This is a genomic window from Flagellimonas yonaguniensis (assembly GCF_029193885.1).
Classification (GTDB): Bacteria; Bacteroidota; Bacteroidia; order Flavobacteriales; family Flavobacteriaceae; genus Flagellimonas; species Flagellimonas yonaguniensis.
In genome coordinates this window covers 850,565-869,942 of the sequence record NZ_JARFVB010000001.1, presented here as the reverse complement: position 1 = coordinate 869,942, position 19,378 = coordinate 850,565, and the positions used below count along the sequence as shown (strand labels likewise).

The 19,378-nt window shown below is 42.2% G+C and carries 17 protein-coding genes; 9 read left to right on the top strand and 8 right to left on the bottom strand.

Annotated features, from left to right (window positions below):
* Window positions 1–98 precede the first annotated feature (98 nt).
* From PY092_RS03910 to PY092_RS03895, 4 genes are all read right to left on the bottom strand, one after another.
* Window positions 99–1,256, bottom strand: coding sequence for a formimidoylglutamase (locus PY092_RS03910; protein ID WP_275614541.1), 1,158 nt, complete (start codon window positions 1,254–1,256; stop codon window positions 99–101).
* 236 nt (window positions 1,257–1,492) lie between these two features.
* Entirely contained in the window at window positions 1,493–3,979 is a 2,487-nt protein-coding gene (topA, locus tag PY092_RS03905; RefSeq protein WP_275614540.1) for a type I DNA topoisomerase, read from the bottom strand.
* A 117-nt stretch (window positions 3,980–4,096) separates the two neighbouring features.
* Window positions 4,097–5,350 carry an LVIVD repeat-containing protein gene (locus PY092_RS03900; protein ID WP_275614539.1) on the bottom strand — a complete coding sequence of 418 codons (1,254 nt, stop codon included), beginning with the start codon at window positions 5,348–5,350 and terminating at the stop codon, window positions 4,097–4,099.
* 67 nt (window positions 5,351–5,417) lie between these two features.
* Entirely contained in the window at window positions 5,418–6,146 is a 729-nt protein-coding gene (locus PY092_RS03895; protein ID WP_275614538.1) for a hypothetical protein, read from the bottom strand.
* Window positions 6,147–6,295: 149 nt separating this feature from the next.
* Between PY092_RS03895 and miaB the strand changes: the two genes are divergently transcribed.
* From miaB to groL, 7 genes are all read left to right on the top strand, one after another.
* Window positions 6,296–7,741, top strand: coding sequence for a tRNA (N6-isopentenyl adenosine(37)-C2)-methylthiotransferase MiaB (gene miaB, locus PY092_RS03890; protein WP_275614636.1), 1,446 nt, complete (start codon window positions 6,296–6,298; stop codon window positions 7,739–7,741).
* 3 nt (window positions 7,742–7,744) lie between these two features.
* On the top strand, window positions 7,745–9,025 hold the full coding sequence (locus PY092_RS03885) for a sigma-54 interaction domain-containing protein (protein ID WP_275614537.1): 1,281 nt from the start codon (window positions 7,745–7,747) through the stop codon (window positions 9,023–9,025).
* Between the two features lie 26 nt (window positions 9,026–9,051).
* A complete protein-coding gene (locus tag PY092_RS03880) occupies window positions 9,052–9,570 on the top strand; it encodes an LptE family protein (protein ID WP_275614635.1) in 519 nt (172 codons plus the stop codon).
* Between the two features lie 6 nt (window positions 9,571–9,576).
* Window positions 9,577–10,467, top strand: coding sequence for a hypothetical protein (locus PY092_RS03875; RefSeq protein ID WP_275614536.1), 891 nt, complete (start codon window positions 9,577–9,579; stop codon window positions 10,465–10,467).
* A gap of 10 nt (window positions 10,468–10,477) precedes the next feature.
* The gene (gene secG / locus PY092_RS03870; RefSeq protein ID WP_275614535.1) at window positions 10,478–10,840 is read left to right on the top strand and encodes a preprotein translocase subunit SecG; all 363 of its coding nucleotides are present in this window, start codon (window positions 10,478–10,480) and stop codon (window positions 10,838–10,840) included.
* A gap of 146 nt (window positions 10,841–10,986) precedes the next feature.
* Window positions 10,987–11,265, top strand: coding sequence for a co-chaperone GroES (locus tag PY092_RS03865; protein WP_100816345.1), 279 nt, complete (start codon window positions 10,987–10,989; stop codon window positions 11,263–11,265).
* Window positions 11,266–11,387: 122 nt separating this feature from the next.
* Window positions 11,388–13,022 (top strand): chaperonin GroEL, encoded by a 1,635-nt coding sequence (gene groL / locus PY092_RS03860; protein WP_275614534.1) that lies wholly within the window; start codon window positions 11,388–11,390, stop codon window positions 13,020–13,022.
* 262 nt (window positions 13,023–13,284) lie between these two features.
* Here groL and PY092_RS03855 read toward each other — a convergent pair whose 3' ends face one another.
* From PY092_RS03855 to PY092_RS03840, 4 genes are all read right to left on the bottom strand, one after another.
* Window positions 13,285–13,998 carry a heavy-metal-associated domain-containing protein gene (locus PY092_RS03855; protein ID WP_275614533.1) on the bottom strand — a complete coding sequence of 238 codons (714 nt, stop codon included), beginning with the start codon at window positions 13,996–13,998 and terminating at the stop codon, window positions 13,285–13,287.
* Window positions 13,998–14,369, bottom strand: a complete 372-nt coding sequence (locus PY092_RS03850; RefSeq protein WP_275614532.1) for a heavy-metal-associated domain-containing protein — start codon at window positions 14,367–14,369, stop codon at window positions 13,998–14,000. The genes PY092_RS03855 and PY092_RS03850 overlap by 1 nt, the downstream gene beginning before the upstream one ends.
* Before the next feature lie 18 nt (window positions 14,370–14,387).
* Window positions 14,388–16,622, bottom strand: a complete 2,235-nt coding sequence (locus tag PY092_RS03845) for a TonB-dependent receptor (RefSeq protein WP_275614531.1) — start codon at window positions 16,620–16,622, stop codon at window positions 14,388–14,390.
* Between the two features lie 92 nt (window positions 16,623–16,714).
* Complete coding sequence (locus tag PY092_RS03840; RefSeq protein WP_275614530.1) at window positions 16,715–17,125, bottom strand: HYC_CC_PP family protein; 411 nt, start codon at window positions 17,123–17,125, stop codon at window positions 16,715–16,717.
* Between the two features lie 133 nt (window positions 17,126–17,258).
* Between PY092_RS03840 and PY092_RS03835 the strand changes: the two genes are divergently transcribed.
* Together PY092_RS03835 and purH are read left to right on the top strand one after the other, a co-directional pair.
* Window positions 17,259–17,711 carry a GAF domain-containing protein gene (locus tag PY092_RS03835; protein ID WP_275614529.1) on the top strand — a complete coding sequence of 151 codons (453 nt, stop codon included), beginning with the start codon at window positions 17,259–17,261 and terminating at the stop codon, window positions 17,709–17,711.
* A 91-nt stretch (window positions 17,712–17,802) separates the two neighbouring features.
* Entirely contained in the window at window positions 17,803–19,335 is a 1,533-nt protein-coding gene (gene purH, locus PY092_RS03830) for a bifunctional phosphoribosylaminoimidazolecarboxamide formyltransferase/IMP cyclohydrolase (RefSeq protein WP_275614528.1), read from the top strand.
* The last annotated feature ends 43 nt before the right edge of the window (window positions 19,336–19,378 follow it).

Genomic DNA, 19,378 nt, shown 5'->3' with positions numbered 1-19,378 from the left:
AGATTTAAATAACTGTGCTACACACATTCATTACTCTCAAAACTGATTTTTGAATGAATTATTGTGTAAAAACAATTAATGATCAAAATTTAATTTATTTAGTTCAAGCCCTTTCTATAGGCTTTGAACCACCTTTCAGGAATGTTCTGGTTGCAAGCATCCAAATAGTCCTCTTCGGTGCAAGGTAATAACGCCACCGAATTTGTTTTAGTATGTTCAGCTAAAATTGTTGGTACTTCTACCCACCATCTTTCCGTGACATGGCTTTTAAAGAAGATCAATTCCTCCGTGTCCGTGGGTACAGTAAACTTTGTGAAGTCTTCGCTCTTAGAGCTTGGGTATTCTTTTATTCTATAACTCAGTCCTTCTATAAAATACCAAATGATCTGTGCTATCATTTGAAAGGCCTGATGGGAGTTTTCCCCTTCATAGATGCCAAAAAGGGACACTTTATCGCTAATACCTGCATAACGGGCAATGGCACATATCTCCCTGCCTGTAAAACCGTTGGGGGAAAAATTTCTCGACATCCCCATTTCGCAGGCACGGATTGCCCGTAGATCCAAACTTACAATATCACTACTGCGCAATACGGGTTCCGCCAATTCTATGTTGGCCGCTATCTCACCCAATCGATAAGCATCAAAAAAAAGACGCTCCATCAAATCCTTTTCTTCTTGGGCATTGAAATAACTTTGGTATCCTATATTGGAAAAGTTGAAGAGATTATTGGGTTTATCGGTAATGATCTTACTCATATAAGAATGTGACGAAATCAATTCATCGTCCTCACCAAAGTCGAAACGACTATCGATGGAGACAAGATTCACCATATTCTTTATTTTGTCAAAAGCACGATAGGTAGGGAAAGTAATGTCCTGGGTAAGACCCAATACTATGGGTATGATATTTTCCTCGAGTAGTCCAGCCACGATCTCCTTTACCACAAAATAGGTGTCCTCGACGGTATCTCCTTCCTCCACATTACCTATATCGATGATGGTGGAGTTCCAGTTGCCCATCATTAAACGGTACAACTGGATTCGGACTTCGTCCAAATCCAATTTTTCCGGTTTTTTCTCAAAAGCATTTCTGGATTCCAATACACCGAATATGGCTACATCGGCATGGGCAAATACTGGAAGCCCATCCTTTTCCGTATGCATGTGGACGTTTTTTCCCAATGCTTGTTCTGGCAACAATTCGGAATGTGCCAATACCTTGTCCTTTACCGGAACCAGAAAATCAAATGCCATCTTTTATTTGAACTTTATGATATTGTTTAGATTCAATTCCGAAATCTGAATCAATTCTAAAATAGGAATATTATTTCTTCATACTTATTCCCCCGATTCTCCCAACTATGATCAGTCCTATTCCGAGTCCAACTAAGAGTCCTGAAATAAAATCCATAGTATCATTTTTAAGGACAAGGCGAATAACAATTCCGGCTAACAGGATTAGTAGTCCAATGATTCTTACCTTATTCATACTATTTCTTAGCTTTTGCTTTTGTCTTGGCTTTTTTCTTTGGTGATTTCTTTTCCAGTAGGGCCTGTGCTTCTTCCAAAGTGATCTTTGTGGCATCCACATCCTTGGAGAGCTCCACCTTTACCCTACCTTTTATTATATTGTGTCTTCCCCAACGGGCTTTTTCTATCCTGATTTTTTCTTCGGGCCATTCCTGAATGAGCTTTTCTGCTTCTTTCTTCTTTTTGGCCTCGATCAATTCAGCGATATCCCCTTCGGAAAGATTGTCAAAATCATATTTCTTGTTCACATTAATGAACATACCGTCCCATTTGATGAATGGTCCGAACCTACCTTTACCTTTGGTAACGTCTTTTCCTTCGTAGGTAGCAATCGGTGCATCGGCCTTTTGCTTTTCTATGATCAGCTCTATGGCTCGGTCCATATCCACATCAAAAGCACTTTCGCCCTTGGCAAGGGATATGAATTTTTTTCCGAAGCGGACATAAGGTCCGTAGCGACCCACATTGGCCTCTACTTCCTCGCCTTCGTACACACCCAATTTTCTTGGGAGTTCAAAAAGTGTCATGGCTTCTTCAAAAGTGATGGTGCCTATGGACTGGTCCGGCAACAAACTGGCGAACTCTGGTTTTTCTTCATCGTCCACGGTACCAATTTGCACCATCGGGCCAAAACGGCCTAACCTTACGGATACTTGCCTACCTGATTTTGGGTCGGTACCCAGCACCCGCTCTCCACTGGCACGTTCGGCATTCTCCTCAACTTCCAATACGTTCGGATGAAAATCTTCATAGAAATTTTTCATCATTTCTTGCCAATCTTCATTACCTGAAGCGATTTCATCAAAATCCTCCTCTACTTGGGCCGTAAAGTTATAATCCAAAATTCTAGTGAAGTGGGTTACCAAAAAGTCGTTTACGATCATCCCGATGTCCGTAGGAACAATTTTCCCTTTTTCAGAACCGACCGTTTCGGTCAGTTGTTTATCGGAAACCTTGCCTTCTTCAAGCACCAACTGCACATATTTTCGTTCGGCTCCTTCAACCGTTCCTTTTTCCACATATCCCCTGTTCTGGATGGTTGATATGGTCGGTGCGTATGTAGATGGTCTACCTATGCCCAGTTCTTCCAATTTTTTCACCAAAGAGGCTTCGGAATATCTATACGGTGGTCGTGTGAATCTTTCGGTAGCGGAAATAAAAACATTTTGAAGCGGCTCCCCTACATTCATGGCTGGCAACATTCCTTCTTGCTCCTCGCCATCTTCATCATCGGTTCCTTCCAGATACACTTTAAGGAAACCATCGAACTTTACCACTTCCCCGTTTGCAGAGAATTCTTCGTTATGGGTGCTCGCTTTTATTTTCACATTGGTACGTTCCAACTGGGCATCGCTCATCTGCGAAGCCAAGGTACGTTTCCAAATCAATTCGTATAATTTTGCTTGGTCGCGCTCCAATTGGGGCGACTGTAATTTCATATCGGTTGGGCGAATGGCCTCGTGAGCTTCTTGTGCTCCTTTGGATTTGCCCGTGAAGTTTCTGGTTTGACTGTACTTTTCGCCATAGTTGTCCAGAATGGCATCTTTTGCCGCTGCAATCGCTTCGTTGGACAGATTGACACTATCCGTTCTCATATAGGTTATGAGGCCCGCCTCATACAATCGTTGCGCTACCTGCATGGTTCGACTTACCGAAAAATATAGTTTTCTTGATGCTTCCTGCTGTAATGTGGATGTTGTAAAAGGTGCAGCTGGTGATTTCTTTGCTGGCTTTTGGGCCAAATCGGACACCGAAAAATCCGCCCCGATATTCTCTTTCAAAAATTTCTCAGCTGTCTCCTTTGTGGGAAATGTTTTGTTCAGTTTGGCAGCAAATACGTTGCCACCATCTGTTTTGAATTCCGCTTTGATACGAAATGAGGCCTCTGGGGTAAATCCTTCAATCTCGCGCTCCCGTTCCACAATCAAGCGCACTGCTACAGATTGCACCCTACCCGCTGAAAGTCCCGGCTTTATTTTCTTCCAAAGTACCGGTGATAGTTCATAACCCACCAATCGGTCCAACACCCTACGTGCCTGTTGCGCATTGACCAAATTGTAGTTGATGTCCCTTGGGTTCTCAATCGCCTTTTGGATGGCCGATTTGGTAATGGAGTTGAATACAATTCGTTTGGTTTTGCTTTTGTCCAAGCCCAATTCTTCGGCCAAGTGCCAAGATATGGCTTCCCCTTCTCGGTCCTCATCACTTGCCAACCAAATGATTTCCGCTTTTTTTGCCAAGTCCTTGAGTTTTTTTACCAAGGCCTTCTTCTCCTTATCCACGGTATATTTTGGCTTAAAATCGTTCTCCACATCAACACCGAGCTCTTTTGAGGGAAGGTCGGCAATGTGCCCAAAACTTGACTCTACTTGAAATTCTTTTCCTAGAAATCGTTCAATGGTCTTTGCTTTGGCGGGGGACTCTACAATAACTAAATTCTTTGGCATGCACTGGGTTTTGTGACAACAAAAGTATATCAATTTTTCGATTTTAGGGTTTTACCCCTATCCCAATAAAAAAATATCCCACTAAAAGTGGGATATAAAAACTGATTTTCCATGCCATTACTCAAGACCTATTTGGCTAATGAGCTTAATACTGTTGTTTAGATACTCATATTGATACAGGGTTTCATCACCGACCATGATTAAATGGTTTTCCATGGGAATTACATCAAACGTAACGATATCTTCAAAGTGATTTAACTCTTTCAAGTCATTTATATCTGTTTTATCATACACTTTGAGACCTGAGTCCCCATCACAGATAAATATTTTTTCATCCTTGATTCCCAAACCATAAGGTCCGTCCATAGGATATGAGATGGCAAGTTCGGGGTTTTCAATATCCGAAATGTCGACAATGAACAATCCGCTTTCCGTAGCTCCGCACATATTTCCTCCCCTTAAGGTAACGTAGGCATAATCCCCATCGACCACAACAGGGTCACATGCGGTCCCATGTTGAAACTCTGAAACCAAAGTTGGGGTTGCCGGAGAGGTTATGTCATATATATACATGCCGCGCATACTCCCCAAGAACAAATAGTTGTCTTGATTAAAGATGGTTTCAATATCAAAACCTGCTTGTACATCATCCAAAACTTGGGGATTGTCCAAATCCGATATATTGAAAATGTTGATATTGTGACTATCTACGGCATACAAATAATCTTCCACAATTTTAAACCTTGCCAACGATCCTCCTTGTCCTGTTCCCACATTGGCATCATTCGCTACTTCGGCGAAGGCAATACCATAATCCCCAAAACGCGATTGATATTGCTCTTCCGTTAAGCGTTCTGAAACCACTTCCCAACCAATCAAAATTTCGTCGGAACCGTAGCCATAATCACCGTAATCGACCAAGTCCGCCTCAAAAGGAGCGGCCACATAGCTTTGCAAAACATTTTCCAACCGATTCACTATTGTGATATTGTCAAGGTCGGAAATATCCAGTACCACCAAATCCATTAAACTGTCGGCAAACAAATAATCATTCTTAACCGAAATATCCACATTTCCCGGGATTTGGATAAAAGCCACCTTTACGGGCTGGCTGGGGTTACTGTTATCTATAACATGTACACCTTTATATGTATCGTTGATGAAAATGTAATCCCCATAAGTATATACTTTTCCCGATTCATCCATGGGACGTGGTGCGATTATATCCACACTATTGGCAAATTCCGCTCTGCTCATGGTTAGTGGACGAGCCACTAAATACTCTTCAGATGTACCGTTGGAATCATCGTCGGAACAAGAAGTGATGAGTAAAAAATTGATGCATAAAAATAAAATGGCCTTGGCTTTCATAGTAGCTTGCTTTTTAATTATTTAGATGCTATCAAGACAATACCGTTGCGCAAAGGCCACCAAAAAATTACACATCCATGGAAATGCCCACAGCATCCTTATATATAAAGTAGATTGGGATTTTACTGAACATGGCCGTGAACAAAACCCCGACCAAGCATAGGATTACACCGAGTTGTGACACCAATCCGGCCACGATGACCAGAAGAAATATCATCAACCAGTTTTTGTTACCCAGCGCAAAACCAGCTTTTACGATTTCCATGGCGGAAAGTTCCTTATCAAAGGCAAAAAAGGCAGGAAATAAGGACATGGGCACCACCAAATAAATGATTCCCAATCCGCAGGTCAATAATCCCAACAAGGACAGGCCCGTCATTATCAAAGAGAGAATCAGGGCCTTGACCAAATATTCTTTTTTGAAGTAGTAGAAATAATCGTCCTTTCCAGATTCATTGAGGTCATACTTTCTGCAAATCCGCAAAAAAGCGGCATTCAAACAAATACCGACCATCATCACGGCAGTCATAAATATCGGCATGATCAATATCATTATACCTCCGATGGCCGGGGGCAACTCATTGTTTTCAAACGCATCTGGATCACTAATGCCCACAGCTATCATGGGCAGGTATATCAATAAATAAAAAGGTGAAATGCTCACAAAGGTCAACACAAGCGTAAGAAATCCTTGTAGCCAAACTTTTTTGAACAGTTCCACGGAATTGTTGAACACAGTTCCAAACTCTACTGGTGCACTCTGTTGGATTCTTTCGGAAAGATTGGTGAAATTCATTTTTTATTTAGGTTATGTTTCATGTTTGAAGGTAACACTAACAAGGAATATCGCAATATATTATTAAAAAATACTGCCATATTGTCACTAAATTGTAATAAGCACTATCTTTGCTCCCCATTGAAACATTTATGATAGAGGAAAAGAGCGTGGAAAAAATAATAGATGAAAGCCAACAGGGAAGCACCTTGTCGCTGGAAAACAATGAAAACAACGGCAGAAAGTTGTACATAGAAAGCTATGGCTGCCAAATGAATTTTTCCGATAGCGAAATCGTAGCATCCATTTTGGCCAAAGAAGGTTTCAATACCACCCAAAACTTGGACGATGCCGATTTGGTCTTGGTAAACACCTGTTCCATTCGGGAAAAGGCCGAACAAACCGTTCGCAAACGTTTGGAGAAGTTCAATGCCGTCAAAAGAACCAAGCCCAATATGAAAGTTGGTGTATTGGGGTGTATGGCCGAACGGCTGAAGAGCAAGTTCTTGGAAGAGGAAAAAATCGTGGATATGGTAGTAGGCCCCGATGCCTACAAAGACCTGCCCAACCTCATCCAAGAAATCGATGAAGGTAGAAATGCCGTGAACGTTATCCTCTCCAAAGATGAGACCTACGGCGATGTAGCACCCGTCCGATTGAACACCAACGGAGTCTCCGCTTTTGTTTCCATCACTAGAGGATGCGACAATATGTGTACGTTCTGCGTAGTCCCCTTTACCCGGGGAAGGGAACGTAGCCGCGACCCACAATCCATTTTGGAAGAAGTGAACGACCTTTGGGAAAGAGGATTTAAGGAAATCACGCTGCTAGGCCAAAATGTGGACAGTTACCTTTGGTATGGCGGTGGATTGAAAAAAGATTTTGACAAAGCTACGGACATGCAAAAAGCCACTTCCGTAAACTTTGCCGGACTATTGGAACTCGTAGCACAGGCACAGCCCAAGATGCGCATCCGTTTTTCCACATCCAACCCGCAGGACATGACTTTGGATGTTATCGAGGCCATGGCCAAATACCAAAACATTTGCAAATACATCCACCTGCCCGTGCAAAGTGGAAGCAACCGTATTTTAAAGGCGATGAACCGCCTGCATACCCGTGAGGAATATTTTGAATTGATCGATAACATCAAAAAAATAATTCCCGATTGCGCTATCAGTCAGGATATGATTACCGGATTTCCAACGGAAACGGAAGAAGACCATCAGGATACCTTAAGTTTGATGGAATACGTAAAATATGATTTCGGTTTTATGTTCGCCTATTCTGAAAGACCCGGAACATTGGCCGAACGTAAAATGGAGGACGACATTCCAGAGTCCACCAAAAAAAGACGTCTTACGGAAATCATTGAACTACAACAAGAGCATAGTCATTATCGCACCCAACAACATTTGGACAAAATCGAGGAAGTCCTTATCGAGGGTACTTCCAAAAAGTCGGATGCCCACTGGATGGGTAGGAATTCGCAGAATACTGTTGTTGTTTTTCCAAAGGAAAACTACAAAGTGGGCGATTTTGTCAACGTAAAAATTAACGAATGCACCTCGGCCACCCTTATCGGGGAAGCCATTGAATATTCAAAGAACAATTAATACATGGAGAATGTTCAATCCATAAAACAACGGTTCGAACTTATCGGAAACGACGTCAAGCTCAACCGTGCCATAGAAAAGGCCATACAAGTAGCACCAACGGATATTTCTGTTTTGGTGACAGGGGAAAGTGGTGTGGGGAAGGAATCCATTCCCAAGATCATACACTCACTCTCCCACCGAAAACACGCCAAATACATTGCCGTAAACTGTGGTGCCATTCCAGAAGGGACCATAGACAGTGAGCTGTTCGGACACGAAAAAGGGGCCTTTACCGGTGCCACACAAACGCGTAGCGGTTATTTTGAAGTGGCCGATGGCGGCACCATTTTTTTGGACGAGGTCGGTGAACTTCCGTTGACCACCCAAGTTCGATTGCTACGTGTGTTGGAAAATGGCGAATTCCTCAAAGTGGGATCGTCACAGGTACAAAAAACAGATGTGAGGATTGTGGCCGCCACAAACATTAATATGTTCGAGGCCATCGAAAAGGAGAAATTTAGGGAAGACCTATACTACAGGTTGAGCACAGTGGAGATCCATTTGCCCCCCCTTCGGGATAGACAGGAAGACGTCCACTTGTTATTCAGAAAATTTGCTTCGGATTTTGGACAGAAATATAAAATGCCCACTATTCGTTTAGAAGATGACGCCATCCAATTATTGCTAAGGTACCGTTGGCCCGGAAATATTCGTCAATTGCGGAATATTGCAGAACAAATTTCCGTGCTTGAAGAAGAACGGAGCATTTCCGCAGCAACCCTCAATAGTTACCTGCCCGATTCAAGCGGCTCCAATTTGCCCGCGGTTATTGGACAGGCCAAAAAAGAAGGGGATTTCAGCAATGAACGCGAAATCTTGTACAAAGTGCTCTTTGACATGAAGAGTGATTTGAACGACCTTAAAAAATTGACCTTGGAACTTTTAAAGGACAATGATTCCAACAAAGTACAACGGGAAAATGAGGGGCTGATCCGAAAAATTTATGGCAACCAAGAGCAAGAAGAAGATATAGAGCACGAAGAAACCCCTGCCGAACTATTGCATTTGCCAGAGCCCGTTTTGGAACCAACAACACCCGCCCCATTGCAGCAACCTCCAGAGGATAGATATCATTTTGCAGAGGAAATCGAAGAGGAAGAAACCCTATCTTTACAGGAAAAGGAAATCGAATTGATCAAAAAGTCCTTGGAACGAAACAAAGGAAAACGCAAAGCCGCAGCTGCCGAGCTCGGTATTTCTGAAAGAACGCTCTACAGAAAAATAAAACAGTACGATCTTTAATCAAGATTAAAAGTTTGAATACAATGATGAAAAAAAATGGTATAAAGGTTGGATTGCTTGGACTCGTCCTTTTCCTGCAAAGTTGTGGGGCCTACAACTTTTCCGGTGCCGATATCGGAGCCGCGGAAAGTTTCCAGGTCAACTTTTTCCAGAACTATGCCGATCAAACGCCCGGCTCCGTAATCGTACCTGGATTAGGTCGGGATTTTACCTTGGCACTGCAGGATATGATCAACAATCTTACCAGCTTGTCCTTGACAGGTAGCAATGGGGATTTGCTGTATGAAGGAGAAATCGTGGAGTACAAAGTGGTACCCATGACGGCTACCTCAGACCAAAGAACGGCGCAAAACCGACTGACAATGAGCGTGAATGTTCGGTTCTACAATACAACAAAGGAAGATGCCGATTTTGAAAGAAGATTTTCCTTCTTTTATGATTTTGATGCCGCAGCGTCCCTACCTTCGGTACAGGCAGCGGCCCATGAAGAGATTTTTGAACGACTTACCCAGGATATTTTCAATGCCTCTCTGGGAAATTGGTAATAGTATATGAACGTTTCGGATTTTATACATATTCTTCAAAACTCAAATACCATCCTATCTCCCAATCAAACCAGGGAACTGGAAGGCATTATTGAGGAATACCCCTATTTTCAGGCCGCTCGCGCCTTGCATTTAAAGGGACTCAAAAATCTGGACAGCTATAAGTACAACAGTGCTTTAAAGGTAACCGCCGCCCATACGGCGGACAGAGATGTTCTTTTTGATTACATCACATCAAAAGAATTCATCCAGAACAATATTGCGGATGCCATTGCAGGCAGGGGATCAAAATTGGAAGACCAAGAGGCCGTTTCGGAAGAAATTCAGCCCAACCCCAATGCGGCAAGTATGCTTTCGGAATCCAATGAGCCTGCACTGCCTCAAAATCTGAACGATGCCGAACAAATTCTCAACCCAGAACTTTTCGAATCGCGAACACCTGAAAAGCAAGTTGAGAAGAAGCAGGAGCCCAAAAAAGAATCGGATACCGATCTAAACCTTGGCAAGCCGATTCCATTCACAAAAAAAGAAAAACATTCCTTTACAGAATGGCTTCAATTGACTTCCCATACCGAAGAACCCAAGGACACCCCAGATGTGGATACCATGGAAGAACTGGAGCGGAAGAAAAAGTTTGAGCTCTTGGACAAGTTCATCGAGAACAACCCCAAGATAGTTCCAAAGGAAACCAACCCAAAAGTCAATATAAAAGAGTCGACAAAAATCGATAAGAACGAGTTGATGACAGAGACTTTGGCCAAGGTTTACCTTGAGCAAAAAAAGTACAAAAAAGCCATTCAAGCGTTTAAAATATTGAGTTTGAAATATCCAGAAAAAAGTGGTTTCTTTGCAGACCAAATTCAGGCGGTGAAGAAGCTGCAGAAAGAAAAAGATTAAGTTTAAAGATATGAGCACGTTTGCAATTTTTTTGGTATTGATTATTATCGTGTGCCTTTTGTTGATTTTGGTCATTATGGTCCAAAACCCTAAAGGTGGTGGGTTATCTTCATCCTTCGGAGGAAGTGGAAACCAAGTTGTTGGAGGAGTAAAGAAGACGGGGGACTTTTTGGATAAGAGTACTTGGACCCTTGCCACCCTATTGATTGTTTTGATATTGCTTTCCAATGTTTCTTTAAAAGGAAACTATAGCCAAGCAGATTCCAAACTACTTCAAGGTGACGACACAGAGGTACCTGAAACGGTTCCAGAAGAAGTACCGGAACAACTTCCACCAGCAGACACTACAAGTCCAGTAGACACTATTGGATAATAAAAAAGTGACAAAGCATTGAAAAATGCCAGCTTGAAATGACAAGCTGGCATTTTTGTTTTCCAGAATGTCAGTTTTTGGGCAATGGCACAATTTCTGCCTTTTAGATACAGAATTTTTAAAACAAACACCTAAAAATTAAAAATATGGCTAAAGTAAATATCAAACCATTGGCAGACAGGGTTTTGATCGAGCCTCTACAGGCCGAAACCAAAACTGCCTCCGGTATCATCATTCCGGACAACGCAAAAGAAAAACCACAAAAAGGAACCGTTGTGGCCGTTGGACCCGGAACCAAGGACGAAAAAGTTACCGTTAAAGAAGGTGATACCGTTCTTTATGGAAAATATGCCGGTACCGAACTTAAGTTCGATGGCACCGACTATTTGATGATGCGCGAAAGCGATATTTTGGCAATAGTGTAACCAATATGTCATTCCCGCAAAAGTGGGAATCCATCAAAAACTCAAAAGTATAACCTAATTTTCCTGGCGGAGTTTATGCTGAGCATAGTCGAAGTACAGGAATGATAAAACGAGAAAACAAAATGGCAAAAGATATTAAGTTTGATATAGATGCACGTGACGGTCTGAAAAGAGGCGTTGATAAATTGGCCGAGGCCGTTAAGGTAACCTTGGGGCCAAAAGGTAGAAACGTTATCATCAGCAAGTCCTTCGGAGCTCCGCAAGTAACCAAAGATGGTGTATCTGTTGCAAAAGAAATCGAATTGGAAGACGCCCTTGAGGATATGGGCGCACAAATGGTAAAGGAAGTTGCTTCCAAAACCAACGACCAAGCAGGTGACGGTACCACTACCGCAACTGTTTTGGCCCAGGCTATCGTAAAAGAAGGTCTTAAAAACGTTGCCGCAGGTGCAAATCCCATGGATTTGAAACGCGGAATCGACAAAGCCGTGGAAGCTTTGGTGGCCGACTTGGAAAAACAAACCAAAGAAGTGGGCAACAATTCCGATAAAATCAAGCAAGTAGCTTCCATCTCCGCTAACAACGATGAAGCTATCGGTGATCTTATCGCCACAGCTTTTACCAAAGTAGGTAAAGAAGGAGTTATCACAGTTGAAGAAGCAAAAGGTACTGATACCTATGTTGACGTTGTTGAAGGTATGCAGTTTGATAGAGGATACCTTTCTCCATACTTTGTTACCGATACCGATAAGATGATAGCCGATTTGGAGAATCCATACATCCTTCTTTTTGACAAGAAAATCTCCAACTTACAGGAAATACTTCCTATCCTTGAGCCAGTGGCACAATCCGGCAGACCTCTATTGATCATTGCCGAAGATGTTGAAGGACAAGCACTTGCTACATTGGTAGTGAACAAATTGAGAGGTGGTCTTAAGATTGCCGCCGTAAAAGCCCCTGGTTTTGGCGATAGAAGAAAAGCTATGTTGGAAGACATCGCTATCTTGACCGGTGGTACCGTAATCTCTGAAGAAAGAGGTTTCTCATTGGAAAATGCTTCTTTGGATATGTTGGGCACTGCTGAGACCGTAACCATTGACAAGGACAATACCACCATTGTTAACGGTAACGGAAATGCAGACGACATTAAAGCCAGAGTAAACCAGATCAAAGCTCAAATCGAGACGACAACATCTGATTACGACAAAGAAAAGCTTCAGGAACGTTTGGCCAAATTGGCCGGTGGTGTTGCCGTTCTTTACGTTGGTGCCGCTTCCGAAGTGGAAATGAAAGAAAAGAAAGACCGCGTGGACGATGCCTTGCACGCAACCCGTGCCGCCGTTGAAGAAGGTATTGTTGCCGGTGGTGGTGTTGCCTTGGTAAGAGCCAAAAAAGTTCTTGAGAAATTGGCAACCGATTCTTTGGATGAAACAACAGGTGTACAGATCGTGGCCAAAGCCATTGAAGCTCCTTTACGTACCATCGTAGAAAATGCAGGTGGTGAAGGTTCCGTGGTTATCGCCAAAGTATTGGAAGGCAAAAAAGACTTCGGTTACGATGCCAAGTCCGACCAATATGTGGATATGCTTAAAACCGGTATTATCGATCCCAAGAAAGTAACCCGTATTGCCTTGGAAAATGCTGCATCGGTTGCAGGAATGATCTTGACCACCGAATGTGCATTGACCGATATTAAGGAAGATGCCCCTGCAATGCCTCCAATGGGAGGTGGTGGTGGAATGCCAGGCATGATGTAAGATATCATCCCAATAAAATAGGAACGCCCCGATGCAAATCGGGGCGTTTTCTTTTTTTGTTGTGCGGTTCTCTTCGAGAACCTAAGACCAAATTACTTCTTCTTACCAGTAGCTTGGGCAGTCTTCTTGGCAACAGGCTTTACAACTTTTGCAGGAGATGACTTTCCGTTTGACTTTGCTTGTTTCATCAGTCAATAATTTAAAAACTGAAGTAAATGTATTTCAGATTTGAATCCGTAGATTTTATTTGGCTAAAGATTAACTAAAATTGAAATAGCATAACAAAAGCCATGATCAACATGATGGCATTCTCAATAAATGTTGCCTCGGTCATTGGCAGGTTTAGTGCGGTTCCCAAACACGCACAACGAATACTTTTTTTATCCAGCAAGGACTTGATGACCCCAAATGTGGTAATCCCTAAAATAACAATCGTTAAAATCAATGCCAAGGTTATTTGGAACCTCATCAAAAAGAGCAGGCCCAATGCCAACTCCAAAAATGGATAAACCTTCCCATAAAACGGGACTGTCTTCGCCAATGGATCATACATCCTAAAACTTTCCGGAAAACCTTTGAGATCCAAAAACTTGAAGAAGCTGAACACGATATAAAAAAGCCCCATAAAATCCAGCATGGCATTGGAATAACCCCAATCTTTAAAGTTCAATAAAAAAGCAGCGACGAATAAATAACCGAAAATCAAAAATAAAGGTTTCAGCTGTTTCCATTTGGATTGCTGGACAGGCAAATCCTGAGGTACCGCTTCTTCGGTTTTCATGCTGATGGAGTACTTATCCGACAATGCCGCCCTGAAATCCTGTAAGGACACATGATTATTCATTGAAATGGTCGCCTCCGCCTTTTCCAAATCCACGTCTACCTTTCGCACTCCCTCTACTTTGGCAAGTTGCTCTTCTACTGAAGAAGCACAACCACCACAAGTCATTCCTGTAATGAGATACGTATGCTTCATTAGGGATTGTCGTTTTTATGGGTAGTGCTGTCATCCGTATTGTCTTCTCTGTATTTGCAGCACGGATGCACGGCATCATACGCTTCTTGGGTGGCTTTTAGCTCCTTGGTATCGTGCCCAACAGCCGCAATGGCGGATTTAATCTGCATAGAGTTTGCTTTTCTTTCGTCCACTACCAAGGATAATTGATGTGTCGGAATGTCCCAACTGGCATACTTGACCCCTGTTACCCCCAAAGCTGCCTTTTCAATGCGCATTTTGCACATTTCGCACTTGCCATCAACCTCAAAGGTCGTTTTCTTGTTCTTGTCCTGTGCCATTCCCACAACGGAAACGAACATAACTGCTAGTATTGCTATTCTTTTCATCATGATATGAATTTTTATAAATTAAATTTTAAATCTAAAGCCCATGTAGAGCATTCTTCCAAATATTGGCGCGTAAACGATTGTGGTATCAAAGTAATCGCCAAAAGGGTCATCCGCGCCTAAAACGGCGTCATATTGTCTAAAATTAGTCAAATTCTCCCCGCCCAAATAAACTTCGAACTTGTTGGAGAACACTTTGGTCACTTGGGCATTCATCAAACTATACCCATCTGCAAATTCACCCAATTGATATTCCAGAGGATTGGCACCTGTACTTGGCAGACGTTGCTCACCCAACAAATTGAAAGTATAATCGAATCGCCATTGCGCTCCATTTTCCTTAGGTTGGGTGTTATACCCCACATTGGTAAAAAATCGATGCCTTGCTTGCAACGGCTTTTGGAGCAGACCAGTTTGATACTCAGTTTTTACATCATAAAATTTATAAGCGGCCCTTACTTCCACATTGGGTAAAACCCTATGGTTAAGTTCCACCTGTAAGCTATTGGCATAACTATCTCCATCCAAATTGGAAAAAACAATTTCCCTTGGATTTTCCCAATCCACCACTACCTGATTCTCGAAATCGGTACGGTAAAAATCAATACTGAAATCCCCGGGTCTATCAAACCATTTGAACTTTTGAATAAAACTGACCCCATAATTTATTGCTTTTTCGGCATCGAAACCATAGATATTCCCTCCATTGCCATTTAACTGTATAGTTCTTGAAGAAGCAAACATTCGTTGGTTTTCGGCAAAAATATTGGCCGCTCTTCTTCCCAATCCAAAAGAGCCACGGAAACTTCCATTTTCCCAGGGCGTGTAGCGAACGTGCAATCGAGGCGTAAAGAAATTCCCCAATCGGTTGTGGGTGTCGAAACGGGCACCTGCCGTAAAGCTCAATTTTTCCAAATTGGTATAACTGTATTCAAAAAATGCCCCTGCAGACCTATCCGATCTTGTAAAGATTGTTCCGTTGACCAACTCATCGTATCCATCATAAGCAAAGGATATCCCGGTTTTAAACTTATGCTTTGTATTCCCAATGATTGAATTAAATAAAAGATTGGAGTAGATGCTTTCATGGTCAATGTCATAGGTATTGAACCCAAAGTACGAATCTTGCGCATGATGACTATAGGATGCCTGGAAACCAAAACTTTGGAAAGGTAAATTGGGAAATACATAACCCAGCTTAACGGAACCATCAAAACGTTCCGTGTTTATTTCACTGCCCCAAGCATTTGTGGTAAACCTATCCGTTTCGGGATTGAACCCACTCTCACCCACTTGCTTTTCATCATTTAAATAACGTACATTGAAAAAACTTACCCAACCTTTCTCTGGATTCTGATATTGCCAACGATTCATTACATTGATTTGGTTGGCCAATGGATTGTCCAAAAAACCATCATTGTTGTTATCCACTTCCGAATCCCTGCGGTTGCCATGGATATATAGACCTGTGCTCCATTCATCAGTCAGCTTAGTGTTAAAATGAGTGTTCAATTCCAACCTCCCATTTAGGTTTGCATAGCCATTCACAAAAAGCGGCACATCGGTAAGTGGTTTTTGAAGTTCTGTATTGATTTGTCCAGAGATACTTTCATAACCGTTCACCACGCTACCCGCTCCTTTGGTTATTTGTATGCTTTCAACCCATGTGCCAGGGGTAAACGTGAGCCCAAAGGCTTGCGAAGCCCCACGAACCATAGGAATGTTTTCTTGTGTAATCAACAGATAAGGACTGGTAAGACCAAGCATTTCGATGCGCTTGGTCCCTGTTAAGGCGTCATTGAAATTGACATCAATCGCCGGATTGGTCTCAAAACTTTCGGAAAGGTTGCAGCAAGCTGCCTTTAACAATTCCGCACTATTGACGGTTACTACGTTTTGGGCCAAAAAGAAAGTCTTTTGGACGGCCTCTTTTTTCTGTTTTACCACAACCTCATCCAACTCATTGGATGGTTGCAACCAATGATGCACCATTTTAGGTTGATCAATAGTGAGGGTATCTGTTTGGAACCCCACAAAACTTATAATTAGTTTATTGTATTCTTTTGAGTATGGAATCGAAAAGGTCCCATCCTCCTTGGTCATGGTTCCAATCGGGGAACCTTGCCAGTAAACATTGGCTCCTGGCAAACCAAGGTGTTTGTTATCTGGATTGGCTTCCATTACCATACCTTGAATGGTATCTTGGGCACTCGCCAAAAATGGAAGACAACATAATATGATTAGAAATGATTTCATTTAATATGATAAAATTGAATTAGAAATATTTGAAAATAAATAGGTGCGCCCGAATCATGCTTGAAACAGGTCAACGGTTCTAATTCAAAAAATCAAATTAAAAAGACTTGGTCGAGAACGTGAATGTCTTTGACCAGTTTAGGTGGTGGATATTGTTCGTTAGGAACAGGACATTTCTCCAACGGAACAAAAATATCAACATAAGTACTTGTGAAGGCGACCAAGAACATTTGATGTTCCAAATCCAAATCTTGCCAAGCAAGGTTAAGGTCATCTTGCCCTTGCATGGTAAAGGATTCATCTGCACAGCAACTTTTCTTCAAATCATCATTCTCCATCAATGCCAATCCTGCTTCCATGCCACAATCTTCAGCATGGGAAAAGAAGGAAATATCCATTACACGGCCCATACAAAAATGCTTGTCCACCGTCCATGAAACCGTGGAAGCCAAGACCAAAAGGGCCATCAGTGAGGATACTATTTGATGAAAAAACTGTTTCATTGAAGAACAAAATTACAAAATATCGAACTGAAGCGCTGGACTTAACAAAAGTTTATTCTTTTTTAGACCTGTAAGTTTGATTTCTTTTATCGTACAAATCCATGATTCAATACCTTTGCAAAAAAATTACCTCATGCTAAAATCTTTGGAACCCAAGGTACTCGAAATCGTAACCGATGAAACCAAATCAGTGGATACCCGTTTGGGCGAAATCTGTGAACTATTGCGCAGCAATGTGGATCATTACGATTGGGTCGGGTTCTATTTTAAAAATGGCAACAAAGAGGAATTGAAACTGGGACCTTATGCAGGCGCTCCCACCGATCATACCATCATTCCTTTTGGAAAGGGCATTTGCGGACAGGTTGCCGTGAGCAACGAGAACTTTGTGGTACCCGATGTGGCCGCTCAAGATAACTACATTGCGTGTAGTATAACTGTAAAAGCAGAGATTGTGGTTCCCTTGTTTGTGAATGGGGAAAATGTGGGCCAAATCGATATCGATTCCAACACGCCTGATCCATTTACGGAAGAAGATGAGCGCTTTTTGGAATTCATCAATGCCGAGGTGGCCAAAATTCTGTAAAACTTCTCCCATTTTGTTGATAACCCGTACTGCTTTTTAGGGACAGATCAAGTACTTTTGTACGCTTAAGAAATTGATTTTTAAGATAGAAATGAGTACTGCCAAAAAAGCCTCCGCTGCATTGATTTCCGTTTTCCACAAAGACGGATTGGAACCTATTGTAAAAAAATTGGATAAACTAGGAGTAACCCTTTATTCTACAGGGGGAACCGAAAAATTCATCCGCGACCTTGGTATCGATGTGGTACCTGTTGAAGATGTGACCAGCTACCCATCCATTTTGGGCGGTCGTGTAAAAACATTGCACCCCAAGGTTTTTGGTGGTATTTTGAACAGACAGGACAATGACAATGATGTGTCCCAAATGAAGGAATTCGACATTCCACAGTTGGACATTGTGATTGTAGACCTTTACCCTTTTGAAAAAACCGTTGCCAGCGGTGCATCGGAACAAGATATAATCGAAAAAATCGATATCGGTGGTATTTCCCTAATCAGGGCTGCCGCCAAAAACTTCAAGGATGTGCTTTGCGTATCATCCATGGAGGATTACGAAGACTTTTTGAACGTGATTTCCAAAGGAAACGGAACCACGACCTTAGAAGATCGCAAACGTTTTGCCACCAAGGCCTTTAATATTTCATCACATTACGATACGGCCATCTTCAATTACTTCAACCAAAACCATGAAGAAGCTGTTTTAAAAATCAGCGAGACCAAAGGTCAAGTATTGCGCTATGGCGAAAACCCACACCAAAAAGGGTTCTTCTTTGGCGATTTTGATGCCATGTTCTCAAAACTTCATGGGAAGGAGCTATCCTACAACAATCTTTTGGATGTTGATGCTGCAGTAAACCTAATGGGCGAATTTAAAAATGACGACCCTACCTTTGCCATTTTAAAACACAACAATGCGTGTGGATTGGCAACTCGAAGCTCTATCCATCAAGCCTATGTGGATGCATTGGCCGGTGACCCTGTTTCGGCATTTGGCGGTATTTTGATTTCCAATGTTGAAATTGACAAGCCCACTGCAGAGGAAATCCACAAACTGTTCTGCGAAGTGGTAATTGCTCCCAGCTATTCCGATGAGGCTTTGGAAATCTTGAAGGGCAAAAAGAATAGAATCATTTTGATTCAAAACGAAATTGAATTGCCAGAAACTTTGGTAAGAACTTGTTTGAACGGTGTTTTGGTTCAGGATAAAGATTCCAAAACCGATGCTAAAGCAGATTTGACCCCTGTTACCGAAAAACAAGCTACACCAAAAGAAATTGAAGATTTGCTTTTTGCTTCCAAATTGTGCAAGCACACCAAAAGCAACACCATTGTTTTGGCCAAGAACAAACAATTGTGCGCTAGCGGAACAGGACAAACTTCACGTGTTGATGCCTTGAACCAAGCCATCCATAAGGCCAAGTCTTTTGAATTTGATTTGAACGGTGCCGTTATGGCCAGTGATGCGTTCTTCCCATTCCCTGACTGTGTGGAGATTGCGGACAAAGCTGGCATTAAAAGTGTAATCCAGCCAGGAGGCTCCATCAAAGACCAATTGAGCATTGATTATTGCAACGAAAATGGAATGGCCATGGTGATGACAGGTACACGGCATTTTAAACATTAATTTTAGTACATTAGCCGATAATTTTTACCGTTAATCCGAAAAA